This is a genomic window from Variovorax sp. OK212, assembly GCF_900112425.1.
GTDB lineage: Bacteria > Pseudomonadota > Gammaproteobacteria > Burkholderiales > Burkholderiaceae_C > Variovorax.
Window position 1 is genome coordinate 134,551 of sequence record NZ_FOLP01000001.1, and the last position, 17,287, is coordinate 151,837.

Sequence of the window (17,287 nt, forward strand, 5' to 3'; positions counted from 1 at the left end):
TACCCTGACGGGCACAAATGCCTCGTGGGCGTCGCTGGAGGGCGGCCTCATTTCTATCCTTTGTGTGAACCGTGCGGATTTTACCGGGCGAGGTCAAGCCGCCTTGCGATGTCGCGGTTGGTCGCGCCGCCGTATGTCTGGGCAGCAAGGCCATGCGAAGATAATCGCCGCTTGGCGGGCAATGAGCCCCGCGTCCTCGCCCTGCCGCCCATTCGGCATGTGCGCCACGAAAAAGTTCCCTCGCCATTCCTGCTGGCGAGTCGTCTATGAAATCAGTATCTCGGCTTTTTGACTTCCTTCTGACGGTGCTCTGGACGAGTCCCGGCGTGGGAGGTCGCATCCAGCGTGCGTGGCGGATCTTCCGCAAGGCCGGCTGGCGCGGCATCCAATGGGAGCTCGGGCGTCGCATCACCGGGCACAACGACTACACGCGATGGGTTCGCGACTACGACACGTTGACTCCTGAGATCAAGGGCAGGCTGGCGCAACGCGTGACCTCGATGAGCGACTTGCCGTTGATCTCGGTCGTGATGCCCTCGTACAACCCCAATCCGGTCTGGCTGCGCGAAGCCATCGAATCGGTGCGCGAGCAGATCTACCCCAACTGGGAGCTGTGCATTGCGGACGATGCCTCGCCATCCTCCGAAGTTCGCGCGATCCTGAAGGCGTACAGCGAAATCGATCCGCGCATCAAGGTGGTGTTCCGTCCCGAAAATGGCCACATTTCCGCTGCATCGAACAGCGCGTTGACGCTGGCGTCGGGGTCGTGGATTGCACTCATGGACCATGACGACCTGCTGCCAGCGCATGCCCTGTTCTGGGTGGCTGACTGCATTGCGTCGCATCCCGACGTCCAGTTGATCTACTCCGACGAGGACAAGGTCGACGAGGCCGGCAACCGTTCCGGCCCCTATTTCAAGTGCGATTGGAACGCCGACCTGTTCCGGTCGCAGAACATGTTCAGCCACCTCGGCGTGCTCTCCACTGACCTTGTTCGCGCCGTCGGTGGTTTCCGCCAGGGCCTCGAAGGTTCGCAGGATTGGGACCTCGTGATTCGCTGCATGGAGCGCATCGCGCCGACGCAGGTGCGTCATATCCCCAGGGTGCTCTATCACTGGCGTGTGCATGCCGAGAGCACGGCAAAGTCGATGAACGCCAAACCCTATGCCGCGGTGGCCGGAGAGCGGGCGCTCAACGAGCATTTCGAGCGCACGCAGACCCTCGCGAAGGCCGAGCACATCGGGTTCGGCTACCGGGTGCACTATGCGTTGCCCGACGCGGCGCCGCTGGTGTCGCTGGTCATCCCGACGCGCAACGCCGCGGCCTCGTTGCGCCGCTGCGTGAACTCGATCGTCGCGAAGACGGCATACACCCGGTACGAGATCCTCATCGTCGACAACGCGTCGGACGATGCGCAGGCGCTCGGTTACCTCGAGACGGTGATCCGTACGCCCAATGTCCGCGTTCTTCGTCAGGCGCAGGTGCAGGACGAGACCACCCTGCGCAACCAGGGCGTCGAGGCTGCACAAGGCGAGGTCGTGGCGCTGGTCGATGACTCCATCGAGGTCATCGCACCCGACTGGCTGTCCGAAATGGTGAGCCTGGCCTTGCAGCCCGGCATTGGCGCGGTGGGGGCAAGACTGCTGCAGCGCAACGGAATGCTGAAGCATGCCGGCATCATTCTCGGCTTGGGGCCGGACGGCGTGGCCGGCTATTCGCATCGCGGCATGCCCGGCGGCCGCGAGGGCTACGGTGGGCGCGCAGCGCTGATCCAGTCGCTGTCGGCGGTGAGTTCGGCCTGCCTCGTGATCTGCAAGGACCGCTATCTGCAAATCGGCGGCCTCGATGCGAGCCACTTGAAGGAGGCATTCACGGATGTGGACTTCTGCCTGCGCCTGGGTGAGGCCGGCTTGCGGACCTTGTGGACGCCGTACGCCGAGTTGTTCGACCACAAGCTCTCCCGCCCACGGAAGGCGACGGAGCCCGCGAGAGGGCAATTGCTACAGGATGTGAAATACATGAAGCAGCGCTGGGGCAACCTCCTCCAGAACGACCCCGCCTACAGCCCCAACCTCATGCTCGCCCGCGAGGACTTCAGCTACGCCTGGCCCCCGCGCCTGCCGCCTGTCTGATGACCCTCGACGTTTCCGTCGCCCTGTGCACCCGCAACGGCGCGCGCTACCTCCCCGAGCAGGTCCGCAGCATCTGTGCGCAGACGCCCTTGCCGCGCGAGATCGTGCTGTCCGACGACGGCTCCACCGACGACACCCTGGCCGTCGTGCGCGACACCCTTGCGCAATGCGGCATGGCGGACCGGATCGAATTGCGAGTGTTCAGCAACCTGCCGCCACTGGGCGTCACGCGCAATTTCGAGCAGGCCGTGCGGGCCTGCCGCCATGAGCTCATCGCCCTGTGCGACCAGGACGACGTCTGGCACCCCGGCCGGCTCGCGCGCATGGTGGCGCAGTTCGAGGCGCGCCCCGAGTTGCTGCTGCTGCACACCGACGCACGCCTGGTCGACGGTGGCCTGAAGCCCCTGGGTTCCACGCTCTTCCACGCGCTGGAAGTGCAGCCCGCCGAACTCTCGGCCATCGGGCAGGGCGAGGCCTTCGGCGTCCTGCTGCGCCGCAACCTCGTGACGGGGGCCACCACGGTGTTTCGCAGATCGCTGCTCGACACGGCGCTGCCGTTCGCGCCCGAGTGGGTGCACGACGAATGGCTGGCCGCGGTGGCCGCGGCCATCGGGCGCATGGACGTGCTGCCCGAGCCGACCATCGACTACCGCCAGCACGCCAGCAACCAGATCGGCGCGCGGCGGCTCAGCCTGTCCGAGAAGGTCGCCAAGGCCTTTGCCGAGCGCGGCGACAAGCACGTGGCGCGGCTGCGCCGGGCCGAGGCGCTGCTGCAGCGCCTGCAGCAACTCGGCGGCGATCGGGTGCCTGGCCGTTACCTCGAGGCGCAGCGCGCCAAGGTCGCGCACCAGAGGTTCCGCGCGGAACTCCCGGCGGCGCGTCCGCTGCGGCTGCTGCCGATCCTGCTCGAGGCGGCGCGCGGCCGCTATGCGCGCTTCGGCCGCGGCGGCCACGCCATCGCGCAGGACCTGCTCGAACGCGGCTAACTAGCCCTGAAGGCGCTGATAGCGGCGCCGATAACGCCAGAACGACCCCGACAGCCACACCTTCAACAGGCTGGTCACGTGCCAGTACAGGTACTTCCTGCTGCGGTGGCTTTCACGCTGCGCGTCGTGCCGGGCGACCAGGTCCTCGCCGACCTGCAGCCTCCAGCCCGCGAGCCCGGTGCGCGCGCAGATGTCGAAATCTTCCCCGTACATGAAGAAGCGCTCGTCGAAGCCGCCGACCTGCCGGTAGGCCTCGCTGCGAAACAGCATGAACAGCCCTGGAATCCACGCCGGCACCCGCGGGCGCACGTAGCCGGGCTTCTTGCGCCCGACGATCTCGAGCGGCGTGAGCAGCGCCCGGTGCGGTTCCGGCTCGGCCTTGCCGGGTTCCAGGATGCGCGGCGTCAGCAGGCCGGCGTCGGCGGCGGCCTGCGCGAGCAGCGGCGTCAGCACGTCGCTGTCGAAGCGGATGTCCGGGTTCAGCACCAGGAACCACGGCGTGCCGCAGCGTTCGAAGGCCTGGTTGTGATTGGCGCCGAAGCCCTTGGGGCTCGCGTTCTCGATCCGCTCCACCTCGAAGCCCCAGGTCCGGCCCGTGAGCAGGTCGGGCTCCGGAATGTTCAGCGTCAGCACGACCTTGGCGGTGACGGCGCGGCTGTGCCGGTCCAGCTGCTCGAGCAGCGGCAGCACCAGCGCGAGCTGGCCGTGGCTCACGATTGAAATGGTGATCGGGGCAAACGGAAGGGAGGGGGAGGAGGCAGGCGTGGGCATGGTCTAATTTCGCTCGGGAATTCTAGGGTTCCCGAACCCCCACACATGATTGCTCTGATCGTCATCAGTTTCTTCGTCGCCGCCTTCTCGGTCCAGGTGTTCATGCGCCGCGCGCGCAGGCATGCCCGTGTCTATGGCGCAGACATGCCTCAACGCTTCCACAAGGGCCACGTGCCACGCCTGGGTGGTGCGGGCATCCTGCTGGGCATGGGGGTGGCCTGGCTGGCCGCCGGCATCACCGGCACCGACCCGTTCAACGTCTCCTGGCCCGTGACGACCTCCATGCTGACGCTGCTGTGCATCGCACCGGCCGTGCTGGGCGGCATCGTCGAAGACGTCACGCAGCGCGTGAAGGTGCGCTACCGCCTCGGCCTGACCATCGGCTCGGCGCTGCTGGTGTGCTGGCTGCTGGGGCTGGGCGTGTCGCGCACCGGCTTCGAGATGGTCGACGGCTGGCTGGTGGCGATTCCTTTCGCCACCGTGCTGTTCGCTGCGCTGGCCATCGGCGGCCTGCCGCACGCCTTCAACATCATCGACGGCTACAACGGCCTGGCGGGCACGGTCGCGGTGCTGGTCTGCCTGGCCATCTCGCATGTGGCGCTGCAGGTGGGCGACCGGCAACTGGCGGCCATGATGGTCTGCCTGGTCGGCGCCACCTTCGGTTTCCTGGTGTGGAACTACCCGCGCGGCAAGATCTTCGCCGGCGACGGCGGCGCCTACGTGTGGGGCATGGTGATCGCCGTGGCCGTGGTCACGCTGGTGCAGCGCCACCGCGTGGTCTCGCCCTGGTTCCCGATGCTGCTGCTGATCTACCCGGTGTGGGAGACGCTGTTCTCCATCTATCGCAAGCTGGCGCGCGGGCAGTCGCCCGGCACGGCCGACGCGCTGCATTTCCACCAGCTGATCTTCCGGCGCATCGTGCGCGTGGCGCTGGCCGACGACGAGGCCCGCCAGCTGCTGGCGCGCAACAACCGCACCTCGCCCTACCTGTGGATGTTCGCGGCGCTGTCGGTGGTGCCGGCCGTGCTGTTCTGGAACAACACCATCGTGCTGATGTTCTTCTGTCTTCTGTTCGTCACGACCTACGTGGGCGCCTACCTGATGATCGTGCGCTTCAAGGTCCCGCGCTGGCTGCGCCCCTGACCGCGCATCTTTGCGAGAATTTCGCCTTTCCGTTCACCGCTTTGGAGCCTGACCGCCCATGACCGACCCCGTCCTCAACATTCCTCCGCGCGACAAGGCCGAGATCCTGGCCCAGGCGCTGCCGTACATCCGCAAATTCCACGGCAAGACCATCGTCATCAAGTACGGCGGCAACGCCATGACCGACCCGGCCCTGCAAGCCGACTTCGCCGAAGACGTGGTGCTGCTGAAGCTGGTCGGCATGAACCCGGTGGTGGTGCACGGCGGCGGCCCGCAGATCGAGGCCGCGCTGAACCGCCTGGGCAAGAAGGGCAGCTTCATCCAGGGCATGCGCGTGACCGACGCCGAGACCATGGAAGTCGTCGAATGGGTGCTGGCCGGCGAGGTTCAGCAGGATATCGTGGGCCTGATCAACCAGGCCGGCGGCAAGGCCGTGGGCCTCACGGGGCGCGACGGCGGCCTCATTCGCGCGCAGAAGCTCAAGCTGGCCGACCGCGCCGACCCCAACCTGCAGCACGACGTAGGCCAGGTCGGCGACATCGTGTCCATCGACCCCAGCGTGGTCAAGGCGCTGCAGGACGACGCCTTCATTCCCGTGGTCAGCCCCATCGGCTTCGGCGAGGACAACGAGAGCTACAACATCAACGCCGACGTGGTGGCCGGCAAGCTCGCGACCGTGCTCAAGGCCGAGAAGCTCATGCTGCTGACCAACACGCCCGGCGTGCTCGACAAGAATGGCAACCTGCTCACCGACCTGAGCGCGCGCGAGATCGACGAGCTGTTCGCCGACGGCACCATCTCGGGCGGCATGCTGCCCAAGATCGAAGGCGCGCTGGACGCGGCCAAGAGCGGCGTCAACGCGGTGCACATCATCGACGGCCGGGTGCCGCACGCGATGCTGCTCGAGATCCTGACCGACCAGGCTTACGGGACGATGATCCGGGCTCGCTGACCAGCGTGGTCAGGTAGGAGGCGCGCGCTCACTGCCCTGTGCGAGAATCAATTGATTACATCTTTGCACGCGCTCCCATGCAGAACGAAGAGACGACCAGTGCTTCCGGCGTAGAGACCCCCGCGGACACGCTCACCCCCCCGGTGCGAAAGCGCCCGAAGCCGGGTGAGCGGCGCGTGCAGATCCTGCAGGCGCTGGCCGCCATGCTCGAACAGCCCGGCGCCGAGCGGGTGACCACGGCGGCCCTGGCCGCCCGGCTCGAGGTGAGCGAGGCGGCCCTGTACCGCCATTTCGCGAGCAAGGCCCAGATGTTCGAGGGCCTGATCGATTTCATCGAGCAGAGCGTCTTCACGCTGGTCAACCAGATCCTCGAGCGCGAGGGCACCACCGGCGCCCAGCAGGCCGCCAGGATCCTCACGCTGCTGGTCCAGTTCGCGGAGCGCAATCCCGGCATGACCCGCGTCATGGTGGGCGACGCGCTGGTCTACGAGAACGAGCGTCTCCAACAGCGCATGAACCAGTTCTTCGACAAGATCGAAGCCACCCTGCGCCAGGTGCTGCGCGGTGCCGCCGCCGCCGAAGGCTCGGCCACCCCCAGCGTCGACGCCCAGGTGCGCGCCGCGGCGCTCACGGCCTTCGTGGTGGGACAGCTGCAGCGCTTTGCGCGCTCGGGCTTCCGGCGCGCGCCGTCGGAGCACCTCGAGGCCACGATCGCGCTGATCGTCTGAGGCGACTCCTCATAAACCCCTGTCGGACCTTCGTGCGCCCGCTGATCCTGCTCCTGGCACTGCTGTGCCTGTCGCCCTTCGCGTCGGCCGCTGCCTATGAAGATGCGATCGGCGTGACCTTTCCAGACGAGGTGGGCGGGTTCCAGTTCAAGCGCCGCGAGACGTTCTCGCAGAAGGCGCTGGGCGCCGCCACCGGCTACCTGCACGCCGGCCCGGTTCAGGGCACCGTGTATGTGTACACGGGTGGCCTGAGCAGCATTCCCGAAGGCACCGATTCGGCCATCGTGCGCAAGCATTTCGCGCAGGTGATCGGTGAGGTGAAGCAGATGGAAGCGCCGGGCCTTGCGAGCAAGGTCAGCGTCCCGCCGACGCCCGACCAGACCACGAGCCTCGCCGGTTGCGGCCCGCAGTTCATCTGGAAGGGCTACGACATGGAGCTCGACGGCGCCCAGCTGGCGTCGTACACCTACCTGACGGTGGTGCGTAACAACTTCGTGAAGCTGCGCATCAGCTACCTCAAGTCCAACCCCGCGGGCAGGGCGAACGCGGACCGGTTCATCGACGGCATCCGCAAGATCATCGGCCGCTGCCAGCCCTGAGCGGGCCGGCAGTTCGGCCCACCGCAGTGGTGCGGTGAGGTGCGGTGAGGTACGGCAGGTCCGTCCGGTCAGGCCGTGACCTGCACCCCCACCTTGCCCCCCGCCGCAACAATCTCCCCCCACGTCGCGTCGTCCACCCAGATCCCGTCCTTGCGCCGTGCCGCGCGCGCCTTGCGCTCCGGCTCGCCCGCCAGCTGCACGCCGTCGAAGCCCTGTCCGGGCGGGCTCTGGCGCAGCCAGTCGACGAACTCCCGCGCTTCTTCGTCGAACGATTTCTGCGTGCCCAGCCGCTCGGGGTCGATCAGCACGGTCAGCATGCCGTTGAGCACGGTGCGCGCCGTGTCCGCCGGCCGGTGCCAGGTGCCGCCACCGGTCAGCGCGCCGCCCAGCAGCTCGCACGCCACCGCCATGCCGTAGCCCTTGTGCTCGCCGAAGGTCATGAGCGCGCCGAAGAGGCCGTTGCCCTGCGGCACCACCACCACGCCCGGGTCGTTGGTCGGCGCGCCGTTCTCGTCGATCAGGTAGCCGTCGGGCACGCACTCGCCCTTGTTGTGCGCCACGCGCATCTTTCCCTGCGCCACGCGACTGGTGGCGTAGTCGAGCACGAAGGGCTCGGCGCCCGCCAGCGGAATGCCGATGCAGCACGGGTTGGTGCCGAAGCGCCCGTCGCCGCCGCCCCAGGGCGCGACCACCGGCCGCGACAGCACGTTGACGAAGTGCATCGACACCAGCCCCTGCGCAGTCGCCATTTCTGCGAAGTGGCCGATGCGTCCCAGGTGGTGCGCGTGCGAGAGCGTGAAGATGCAGCTGCCGTGCTGCTTGGCGCGCGCAATGCCGAGCTCCATGGCCTGCACGCCCACGATCTGCCCGTAGCCGTTCTGGCCGTCCAGGCCCATCAGCGTGCCGATGTCGAGGTTCACGCGCACGGCGGCGTTGGGCTTCAGGCCGCCTTCGGCCACGGCGTCGATGTAGCGCGGCAGCATGCCCACGCCGTGCGAATCGTGGCCGCTGAGGTTGGCCAGCACGAGGTTGGCCGCGACCTGCTGCGCCTCGGCCGGCGTGCTGCCCGCGGCTTCGAGGATGCGGGCGACATTGGTTTGCAGGCTGTCGGCCGGCAGTGTTCTGGACATGGATCAGACTCCCTTCGCGTTCAAGGTGATGGCATAGAGCGACGACGTCGCACAGATGAAAAGACGGTTGCGCTTCGGCCCGCCGAAGCACACGTTGGCCACGCGCTCCGGCACGAGGATCTTGCCCAGCAGCGTGCCGTCGGGGTGGTAGGCGTGCACGCCGTCCGCGGCGCTGGTCCAGATGCGGCCTTCGGTGTCGAGCCGGAAACCGTCGAACAACCCGTTGGTGCATTCGGCGAACACCTCGCCGCCGCTCAGGCTGCGGCCATCGGCGCCCACCTTGAACCTGCGGATGTGCCGCGGCCCGTCCGCCGCATGGCTCGCGCCGGTGTCGGCGATGTACAGCAGCGACTCGTCGGGCGAGAACGCCAGCCCGTTGGGCTTCACGAAGTCGTCGGCCATGCGCACGACCTCGCCGCTCTCGGCATCGACGCGGTAGACATGGCAGGCGCCGATCTCGCTGTCGGCGCGCAGGCCTTCGTAGTCCGACAGGATGCCGTAGCTCGGGTCGGTGAACCACACGTCGCCGTTCGAGTGCACCACCACGTCGTTCGGCGAGTTCAGCCGCTTGCCCTGCCAGTGCGAGGCCAGCACGGTGACCGTGCCGTCGTGCCCGGTGCGCGTCACGCGGCGCGTGAGGTGCTCGCAGCTCACGAGACGGCCCTCGCGGTCGACCGTGTGGCCGTTGGTGTTGTCGGCCGGCTCGCGGAACACGCCGACCGTGCCGTTCACCTCGTCGTAGCGCAGCATGCGGTTGTTCGGGATGTCCGACCACACCAGCGTGCGGTGCGCGCCGAACCACGCCGGGCCCTCGCACCAGCGCGCGCCGGTCCACAGGCGCTGCACGCGCTCGGGGCCGGGAATGCAGCGCTTGAAGCGCGGGTCCAGGTGCTCGAAGCCGGTGCCTTCCAGGAAGCCGAAGGGGAGGGAACTCATGCGGGTCCTTGAGGGTTGGGGTTACATCACCGCGCCGACCTGCCAGGGCACGAACTCGTTCTGGCCGTAGCCGTGCTGCTCGCTCTTCGAGTGCGCGCCCGACGCCGTGGCCAGCACCAGCTCGAAGATGCGCTGGCCCATCTCCTGGATCGACGCCGTGCCGTCCACGATCTCGCCGCAGTTGATGTCCATGTCTTCTTCCTGCCGCTGCCACAGCGCCGAGTTGGTCGCGAGCTTGAGCGAGGGCGAGGGCGCGCAGCCGTAGGCCGAGCCGCGCCCCGTGGTGAAGCAGATCAGGTTGGCGCCGCCGGCCACCTGGCCCGTGGCGCTCACCGGGTCGTAGCCGGGCGTGTCCATGTAGACGAAGCCGTGCGCGGTCACGGGTTCCGCGTATTCGTACACCGCCTCCAGGTTGCTGGTGCCGCCCTTGGCCACCGCACCCAACGACTTTTCAAGGATGGTGGTGAGGCCGCCCGCCTTGTTGCCCGGCGAGGGGTTGTTGTTCATCTCGCCCTGGTTGATCTCGGTGTAATGCTCCCACCACTTGATGCGGTCCACCAGCTTCTGGCCCACCTCGCGCTTCACCGCGCGGCGCGTCAGCAGGTGCTCCGCGCCGTACACCTCGGGCGTTTCGCTCAGGATGGCCGTGCCCCCGTGCGCCACCAGCAGGTCGACCGCCGCGCCCAGCGCCGGGTTGGCGCTGATGCCCGAGTAGCCGTCGGAGCCGCCGCACTGCAGCCCGATGGTGATGTGCGCCGCGCTGCAGGGCTCGCGCTTCACCGCGTTGGCGCGCGGCAGCATTTCGTTGATGAGCGCCACGCCCTTGTCCACCGTCTTGCGCGTGCCGCCCGTGTCCTGGATGTTGAAGGTGCGGAAGTTCTCGCCCTCGGCCAGGTGGCCGGTCGCGAGCCAGGCGTTGATCTGGTTGGCCTCGCAGCCCAGGCCCACCACCAGCACGCCCGCGAAGTTCGGGTGCGTGGCATAGCCCGTGAGCGTGCGCTCCAGGATCTGCATGCCCATGCCCTCGGTGTCCATGCCGCAGCCCGTGCCGTGCGTGAGCGCCACGATGCCGTCGACGTTCGGGTAGTCGGCCAGCGCCTGCGGGTTGGTCTTGCGCGAGAAGTGGTCGGCAATGGCGCGCGCGGCCGTGGCCGAGCAGTTCACGCTGGTCAGCACGCCGATGTAGTTGCGCGTGGCCACGCGGCCGTCGGCGCGCCGGATGCCCATGAAGGTGGCCTCGCGCTTGGCGGGCGCGGGCTTCACGTCGGCGCCGAAGGCGTAGTCGCGCTCGAAGTCTCCCTTGTCCGGGCCCATGTTCAGGTTCTGCGTGTGCACGTGCTCGCCCGCGGCGATGGGCTTGCTCGCGAAGCCGATGATCTGGTTGTAGCGGCGCACCGGCTCGCCCTGCGCGATGGCGCGCATCGCGATCTTGTGGCCCGGCGGGATCAGGCCGCGCACGGCCACGTCCTCGACGACGGTGCCGCCGAGCAGTTGCGAGCGCGCGATGACGACGTCGTCGGCGGGGTGGAGTCGGATGTAGGGCGTCATGGTGATTGGCTGGCTGTGAGGCTGGCTATGAGGCTGGCTTTGAGGCTGACTTGTGTGCATGTGAAGCGAGTGGGCGCGCGGCTTTTTCAAGCCGCCTTGGTGCGGCGCCAGCTCGCGCTGAATCTCTGGTGGAACTTGTCCATGTGCTGGTGCATGGCGTCGCGCGCCGCCGCCGGGTCGCGCGCGGCAATGGCGTCGAGGATGGCTTCGTGCTCGCCGATGGCGGCCTGCCACGAGTCCATGGTCTCGAAGTAATCGATCATCCGCGCGAAGATCGGCCCTTGCCGCGACTCCCAGAAGCCCTGCACCGTCTCGGTCAGCACCACGTTGTCGCAGGCGTTGACGACGGCCAGGTGGAAGGCGCGGTCGCCTTCGTGCGGCACCTCGTTGCGCGCGGCGTGCTCGCGCATCATGCGGATCGCGCGGCGCATGGCGTCCACGTCCTTGCGCTTGCCGTGCTGCGCGGCGGTGGCGGCGGTCTCGCCTTCGACCAGCCGGCGCGCGCGAATGATCTCCAGCGGACCCCATTCGGCGCCCGCCCCGTTGGCGGACGTCGCGGATGTTGCGGGTGTTACGGGCGGTGCGGTGCGGTGCGAGCGGTCGAGCACGTACACGCCCGAGCCGGTGCGGATCTCCACCCAGCCCTCGACCTCCAGCGCGATCAGCGCCTCGCGCACCGACGGCCGGCTCACGCCCAGCTGCTTGGCCAGGTCGCGCTCGGCGGGAATGCGCGCGCCCACCGCGAACTCGCCCTTGCCGATGAGCACGCGCAGTTGCTCGGCAATCTGGCGGTAGAGGCGTTGGGGTTCGAGGGTCTGGATCGGCACGGCTGAAAAAGGGCGGCTGAAGGTTGCGAGGAGTGCGCAGGCTTAAGGGTTGTCCTGAATTGGACAAGTGGTAAGGCCAATTCAGAATACGACACACCGCCCGCGCCACCATCGGGCCTAACCCGAGGAATTCCGAGGAGACCCCGATGAGATTGAAGGGAAAGACCGCACTGGTCACCGCCGCAGGGCAGGGCATCGGCCACGCCAGCGTGCTCGCCATGGCCGCCGAGGGCGCGCAGGTGTGGGCCACCGACGTCAACGAGAAGCTGCTCGCGCGCTACGACGGCATGCCCAACGTCACCGCGCTCAAGCTCGACGTGCTCGACAAGGCCGCCATCGGCGCGCTGGTGGCCCAACTGCCCGCGCTCGACATTCTTTTCAACTGCGCGGGCGTGGTGCACAACGGCACCATCGAGCAGGCCAGCGACGACGACCTGCTGTTCGCCTTCAGCCTCAACGTGCGCGCGCAGATGTGGACCATCCAGGCCGTGCTGCCCGGCATGCTGGCGGCCGGGCGCGGCAGCATCATCAACATGGCGAGCGTGTGCTCCAGCATGAAGGGCCTGCCCAACCGCTTCGTCTACGGCACCACCAAGGCGGCCGTGCTCGGCCTCACGAAGAGCGTGGCGGCCGACTACGTGGCCCGCGGCATCCGCTGCAACGCGGTGTGCCCCGGCACCGTCGACACGCCCTCGCTGGGCGACCGCATCAACGCCAACGCCGACCCCGACGCCGCGCGCCAGGCCTTCATCGCGCGCCAGCCCATGGGCCGGCTCGCGCAGGCCGAGGAGATCGCGCCGGTGGTGGTGTTCCTGGCCAGCGACGAATCGGTCTTCGCCACCGGCCAGGCCTTCACGGTCGACGGCGGCATCACCATATGAACCAGCTCGACTTCAGTGGCCGCCACGCCGTCGTCACCGGCGGCGCCACGGGGCTGGGCTTCGGCATTGCGCAGCGGCTCGTGGCCTCGGGCGGCAGCGTCACGCTGTGGGACCGCGACGAAGATGCGGCCGTCAAGGCCGCGCAGTCGCTGGGCGGCAAGGCCTTCGCGCTGAAGGTCGATGTGTCGCAGCAGCCCTCGGTTGCCGAGGCGGTGGCCGCCACGCTGGCGCATGCGCCGCGCATCGACGCGCTGGTCAACAGCGCCGGCATCACCGGCCCCAACACCAAACTGTGGGACTACCCGGTGGACGACTGGCGCCAGGTGATGGACGTCAACATCAACGGCGTGTTCCTGTGCTGCCGCGAGGTGGTCGCGCAGATGCGCAAGCAAGACAGCCATGGGTACGGCCGCATCGTCAATATCGCCTCGGTCGCGGGGAAAGAGGGCAACCCCAACGCCAGCGCCTACAGCGCGAGCAAGGCGGCCGTCATCGGCCTCACCAAATCGCTGGGCAAGGAGCTGGCCGACACCGGCATCCGCGTGAACTGCGTGACGCCCGCGGCGGTGAAGACGGCCATCTTCGACCAGATGACGCCCGATCACATCGCCTTCATGCTCTCGAAGATTCCCATGGGCCGCTTCGGCACGGTGGAAGAGGTGGCCGCCATGGTGGGCTGGCTCTGCACCGAAGATTGTTCGTTCTCCACCGGTGCCGTGTTCGATCTTTCGGGCGGCCGCTCCACGTATTAATCCAATTCAATGCACTGAAAGGAAAGCATGAAACTCGTCCGCTACGGCAACCCCGGCAAGGAAAAGCCCGGCCTCATCGACAACGACGGCAAGCTGCGCGACCTGAGCGCCATCGTCAAGGACATCGGTCCCGACCAGCTGGGCGACGCCGCCATCGCCAAGCTGCGCAAGACCAAGCTCGACAAGCTGCCGCTGGTCAAGGGCAAGCCGCGCCTGGGCAGCCCGGTTGCCAACGTCGGCAAGTTCATCGCCATCGGCCTGAACTACGCGGACCACGCGGCCGAGTCGGGCCTGCCGGTGCCCAAGGAACCCGTGGTCTTCATGAAGGCCAACAGCTGCATCCAGGGCCCGAACGACCCGGTGATGCTGCCCAAGGGTTCGGTCAAGTCCGACTGGGAGGTCGAGCTGGGCGTGGTCATCGGCACGCGCGCACGCTACGTGTCGCAAAAGAGCGCGCTCGACTACGTGGCCGGCTACTGCACCATCAACGACATCAGCGAGCGCGAGTACCAGATCGAGCGCGGCGGCACCTGGGACAAGGGCAAGGGCTGCGACACCTTCGGCCCGCTGGGCCCCTGGCTGGTGACGCGCGACGAGATCGAAAACCCGCAGAAGCTCGCGATGTGGCTCGACCTGAACGGCCAGCGCGTGCAGACCGGCAGCACCAAGACCATGATATTCAGCGTGGCCAAGATCGTGAGCTACGTGAGTCAGTTCATGACGCTGATGCCCGGTGACGTCATCACCACCGGCACCCCGCCGGGCGTGGGCATGGGCATGAAGCCGCCGCTGTTCCTGAAGAAGGGCGATGTCATGACGCTGGGCATCGAAGGCCTGGGCGAGCAACGCCAGGAAGTGGTTCCCTTCAAGCTCTGATCCTCTGCGATCATCCGGCGGATGAAAGCGCCGCCGGACGACCATCGATCGCACGTGTTCGGCACGCCCTGGGAGGGCGTGCACGGCACCGCGATCGACAGTGCCCGCCACTACGGCCGGCACTGGCATGCGACCTACGGCGTCGGCCTGCTCGAGCACGGCGCGCAAAGCTCGGCCAGCGGCCGGGGCAAGGTCGATGCCTATGCGGGTGACCTGATCACCACCAACCCTGCAGAAGTGCACGACGGCCGCCCGCTGGGTGGCCCGTCGCGGCGTTGGCGCATGGTGTATTTCGACGTGGCCGTGCTGGCGAGCATGCGCGGCGGCGCGGCGGGCGACAGCGTCGAGTTCACGCGCCCCGTGCTGCGGGACGCGCGCTTGTGCCACGCGCTGCGCGAGTTGTTCGCCCGCCTCGACGCATGGCATGCCACCGTGTCCGCCACTTCGCGAGAAGCCGCAAGGGCCGAAGCGCTCGCCTGCGAAGAATCCCTGGCCGAGGTCTGCGGCCTGCTGCTCGAAGGCCATTCGACCGCAGCGCCGGTGCGCGAGATCGGTGGCGACGTGCGCCGGCTGCGCGAGCGCATGGCCGACGACCTGCTCGATGCGCCCACGCTCGACGAGCTCGCCGCCATGGCCGGCCTCAGCAAGTACCAGGCGCTGCGCCGCTTCGAGAAAGCCTACGGCGTGCCGCCCCACGCGTGGCTGCTGCTGCAGCGCGCCGAACGCGCCCGCGCGCTGATCCGCCGCGGCGCCGGCCTCGCCGATGCGGCCGCCGCCAGCGGCTTCGCCGACCAGAGCCACATGACGCGCATCTTCGCGCGCCACTTCGGGTTTACACCCGGTGCCTGGCAACGCGGCATGGCCCGCGGTTTTAAATGTCCCATTGACAGAACATTGAAACTGCAAAACCATCGAAGGCATGTCGCAAATGCCTTTGCCGAAATACCACCAGATCTATCTGGTGCTGCGTGAGCAACTGCACGAAGGCCGTTTCGCGGAAGGACTGCCCGGCGAACTCGCGCTGATGGCGCAGTTCAGCGTGGCGCGCGTCACCGTGCGGCGCGCGCTGGAACAGCTGGCGTCCGAAGGCCTGATCGAGCGCAACCCCGGCCGCCGCACGCGCGCGCTGCCGCCACCCGTGAGCGGCGAGGGCCCCGGCACCAAAAGCATGGAACGCGCCAACCTGCGCGGCCTGCTCGAGAACCTGGTCACCATGGGCCTGCACACCTCGGTCAAGGTGATCGAGGTGGCGACCATCACCGCCTCCACCCAGGTGGCCGAGGCGCTGGAGCTCAAGCTCGGCGATGCGGTGCAGAAGGCCGTGCGCGTGCGTTCCACCAAGGAAGGCCCGCTCTCGCACATCACCACCTACGTGCCCGACACCATCGCGCGCCGCTTCGGCCGCCGCGAGCTGTCGAAGAAGCCCATCCTGGTGCTGCTCGAGGAGTCGGGCGTCAAGGTGGGGCGCGCGCACCAGACCATCTCCGCGCGGCTGGCCGACAACGTGCTTGCACAGCACCTGGACGTGTCCGTCGGCTCGGCCCTGCTCGCGGTGCGCCGCCTGATCTACGACGAAGACGAGCGGCCCGTGCAGTGGCTGCACGGCTTCTACCGCCCCGACCGCTACACCTACGAAATGCAGCTCTCCCGCGTGGGCAGCATCGACGCCAAGGTGTGGGTCAGCAAAGACGTGTCAGCCCAGTTCAACTGAAGAGAAAAAAAGGAAAGCCCCATGCAGAACCGCCGCCGTTTCGTGTCGCAGTCCGCCGCCCTGGCCACCGCCGTCGCCTTCCCGCTCGTGGCCGGCGCGCAGCCCAAGACCGTCAAGGTCGGCGTGCTGCACCCGGTCACCGGGGCCCTGGCCTACTCGGGCCAGCAATGCCGCCTCGGCGCGCTGATGGCCATCGAGGACATCAACGCGGCCGGCGGCATCAAGTCGCTGGGCGGCGCGAAGCTCGAGGCCCTGCTGGGCGATGCGCAATCGCAGCCGCAGGCCGGCGCGGCCGAGGTCGAGAAGATGAACGAGGCCGGCGTGTCGGCCATCGTGGGCGCCTTCGCCTCGGCCATCTGCCTGGCCACCACGCAGGCCGCGGCCAAGTACAACCTGCCGCACGTGGTCGACGTGGGCGTGGCCGACCAGATCGTCGAGCGCGGCCTGAAGAACACCTTCCGCTTCGGCCCCGGCTACAAGAAGTCGACCGAGGTGGCCATGGCCAACCTGCTGGTGCTCAACAAGGCCGCCGGCAGCCCCGCCAAGACCGTGATGATCGTCCACGAGGAGTCGCTCTTCGGAGCCGGCACCGCGCAGCTGCTCTCGCGCGAACTGCCGGGCTACGGCTTCGACGTGAAGGAAGTGGTGAAGCACGCCAACCCCACGCGCGACTTCAACAACATCGTGCTGCGCATGAAGTCGGTCAACCCCGACATCGTGATTCCCGCCAACTACTACAACGAGTACGCGCTGCTGGTGCGCACCATGCAGCAGCAGAAGGTGGTGCCCAAGGCCATCTTCTCGGTGCTGGGCGGCGCCGCGTCGAGCTACAAGTTCGTGAAGGAATTTCCGGACGCGGCCAACGGCATCATCGACTGCAACCACTGGTTCAACCCGAAGGACAAGCGCTCGCAGGAACTGCGCAAGCGCGTGGAGGCCAAGGGCCAGTTCTTCAGCTACGAGGTCTTCATGACCTACACCTCGATGTGGCTGCTGGCCGATGCCATCGAGCGCGCCAAGTCCACCGAGCGTGCCGCCATCATCGACGCGCTGGAGAAGAGCACCTTCTCCAATCACATCATGCCGTACGGCCCCACCAGGTTCGTCAACGGCCAGAACGAGGGCGCGCAGCCGCTGATGACGCAGGTGGTGAAGAACGACATCAAGGTGATCATTCCGCGCGACTACCGCGAGGTCGACCCGGTCTTCCCGCTCAAGGCCTGAAGCCAGGCCACCAAGCCGCCAGGCCGCAACAAGGCAACACCCATGAAGCGCTTCGACGGATTCCGAGTCTGCCCGGAGTCCGGTGGAGTCG

Annotated in this window: 17 protein-coding genes; 12 read left to right on the top strand and 5 right to left on the bottom strand. The window is 67.8% G+C overall.

Features of this window, described 5'->3' with window-relative positions; all coding sequences use genetic code 11:
• Positions 1–266: 266 nt before the first annotated feature.
• Together BM004_RS00510 and BM004_RS00515 are read left to right on the top strand one after the other, a co-directional pair.
• Positions 267–2,132: a glycosyltransferase family 2 protein gene (locus BM004_RS00510; RefSeq protein ID WP_093210606.1), complete on the top strand. Its 1,866-nt coding sequence runs from the start codon at positions 267–269 to the stop codon at positions 2,130–2,132.
• Complete coding sequence (locus BM004_RS00515) at positions 2,132–3,118, top strand: glycosyltransferase family 2 protein (RefSeq protein ID WP_093210608.1); 987 nt, start codon at positions 2,132–2,134, stop codon at positions 3,116–3,118. Before BM004_RS00510 ends, BM004_RS00515 begins: the two co-directional genes overlap by 1 nt.
• Here the strand turns inward: BM004_RS00515 and BM004_RS00520 are convergent, their stop codons facing one another.
• Positions 3,119–3,889, bottom strand: a complete 771-nt coding sequence (locus BM004_RS00520) for a glycosyltransferase family 2 protein (protein WP_093210610.1) — start codon at positions 3,887–3,889, stop codon at positions 3,119–3,121.
• A 45-nt stretch (positions 3,890–3,934) separates the two neighbouring features.
• Between BM004_RS00520 and BM004_RS00525 the strand changes: the two genes are divergently transcribed.
• The 4 genes from BM004_RS00525 to BM004_RS00540 all read left to right on the top strand — a co-directional run bounded on the left by BM004_RS00525 (position 3,935) and on the right by BM004_RS00540 (position 7,311).
• Positions 3,935–5,032 (top strand): glycosyltransferase family 4 protein, encoded by a 1,098-nt coding sequence (locus BM004_RS00525; protein ID WP_093126492.1) that lies wholly within the window; start codon positions 3,935–3,937, stop codon positions 5,030–5,032.
• 58 nt (positions 5,033–5,090) lie between these two features.
• Complete coding sequence (argB, locus tag BM004_RS00530) at positions 5,091–5,984, top strand: acetylglutamate kinase (RefSeq protein ID WP_093126490.1); 894 nt, start codon at positions 5,091–5,093, stop codon at positions 5,982–5,984.
• Between the two features lie 77 nt (positions 5,985–6,061).
• A complete protein-coding gene (slmA, locus tag BM004_RS00535; protein ID WP_093126487.1) occupies positions 6,062–6,712 on the top strand; it encodes a nucleoid occlusion factor SlmA in 651 nt (216 codons plus the stop codon).
• A 32-nt stretch (positions 6,713–6,744) separates the two neighbouring features.
• A complete protein-coding gene (locus BM004_RS00540; RefSeq protein ID WP_093210612.1) occupies positions 6,745–7,311 on the top strand; it encodes a hypothetical protein in 567 nt (188 codons plus the stop codon).
• A gap of 68 nt (positions 7,312–7,379) precedes the next feature.
• On the opposite strand, the gene BM004_RS00545 is transcribed toward BM004_RS00540, so the two are convergent.
• The 4 genes from BM004_RS00545 to BM004_RS00560 all read right to left on the bottom strand — a co-directional run bounded on the left by BM004_RS00545 (position 7,380) and on the right by BM004_RS00560 (position 11,752).
• Complete coding sequence (locus BM004_RS00545; protein ID WP_093210614.1) at positions 7,380–8,441, bottom strand: malate/lactate/ureidoglycolate dehydrogenase; 1,062 nt, start codon at positions 8,439–8,441, stop codon at positions 7,380–7,382.
• Positions 8,442–8,444: 3 nt separating this feature from the next.
• Entirely contained in the window at positions 8,445–9,377 is a 933-nt protein-coding gene (locus BM004_RS00550; protein ID WP_093210616.1) for an SMP-30/gluconolactonase/LRE family protein, read from the bottom strand.
• A 21-nt stretch (positions 9,378–9,398) separates the two neighbouring features.
• Positions 9,399–10,925 carry a UxaA family hydrolase gene (locus BM004_RS00555; protein ID WP_093126478.1) on the bottom strand — a complete coding sequence of 509 codons (1,527 nt, stop codon included), beginning with the start codon at positions 10,923–10,925 and terminating at the stop codon, positions 9,399–9,401.
• Positions 10,926–11,011: 86 nt separating this feature from the next.
• Entirely contained in the window at positions 11,012–11,752 is a 741-nt protein-coding gene (locus BM004_RS00560; RefSeq protein WP_093210618.1) for a FadR/GntR family transcriptional regulator, read from the bottom strand.
• A 146-nt stretch (positions 11,753–11,898) separates the two neighbouring features.
• Here BM004_RS00560 and BM004_RS00565 point away from each other — a divergent pair, with 146 nt between their 5' ends.
• The 6 genes from BM004_RS00565 to BM004_RS00590 are packed head-to-tail and all read left to right on the top strand — an operon-like array spanning position 11,899 to position 17,196.
• The gene (locus tag BM004_RS00565) at positions 11,899–12,633 is read left to right on the top strand and encodes an SDR family oxidoreductase (RefSeq protein WP_093210620.1); all 735 of its coding nucleotides are present in this window, start codon (positions 11,899–11,901) and stop codon (positions 12,631–12,633) included.
• The gene (locus tag BM004_RS00570) at positions 12,630–13,385 is read left to right on the top strand and encodes an SDR family NAD(P)-dependent oxidoreductase (RefSeq protein ID WP_093210622.1); all 756 of its coding nucleotides are present in this window, start codon (positions 12,630–12,632) and stop codon (positions 13,383–13,385) included. The genes BM004_RS00565 and BM004_RS00570 overlap by 4 nt, the downstream gene beginning before the upstream one ends.
• A gap of 27 nt (positions 13,386–13,412) precedes the next feature.
• The gene (locus BM004_RS00575; RefSeq protein WP_093126471.1) at positions 13,413–14,261 is read left to right on the top strand and encodes a fumarylacetoacetate hydrolase family protein; all 849 of its coding nucleotides are present in this window, start codon (positions 13,413–13,415) and stop codon (positions 14,259–14,261) included.
• A gap of 21 nt (positions 14,262–14,282) precedes the next feature.
• On the top strand, positions 14,283–15,233 hold the full coding sequence (locus BM004_RS00580; RefSeq protein WP_093210624.1) for an AraC family transcriptional regulator: 951 nt from the start codon (positions 14,283–14,285) through the stop codon (positions 15,231–15,233).
• Positions 15,190–15,972 (top strand): GntR family transcriptional regulator, encoded by a 783-nt coding sequence (locus BM004_RS00585; RefSeq protein WP_093126845.1) that lies wholly within the window; start codon positions 15,190–15,192, stop codon positions 15,970–15,972. The genes BM004_RS00580 and BM004_RS00585 overlap by 44 nt, the downstream gene beginning before the upstream one ends.
• A 21-nt stretch (positions 15,973–15,993) precedes the next feature.
• Complete coding sequence (locus BM004_RS00590) at positions 15,994–17,196, top strand: ABC transporter substrate-binding protein (RefSeq protein WP_093210627.1); 1,203 nt, start codon at positions 15,994–15,996, stop codon at positions 17,194–17,196.
• The last annotated feature ends 91 nt before the right edge of the window (positions 17,197–17,287 follow it).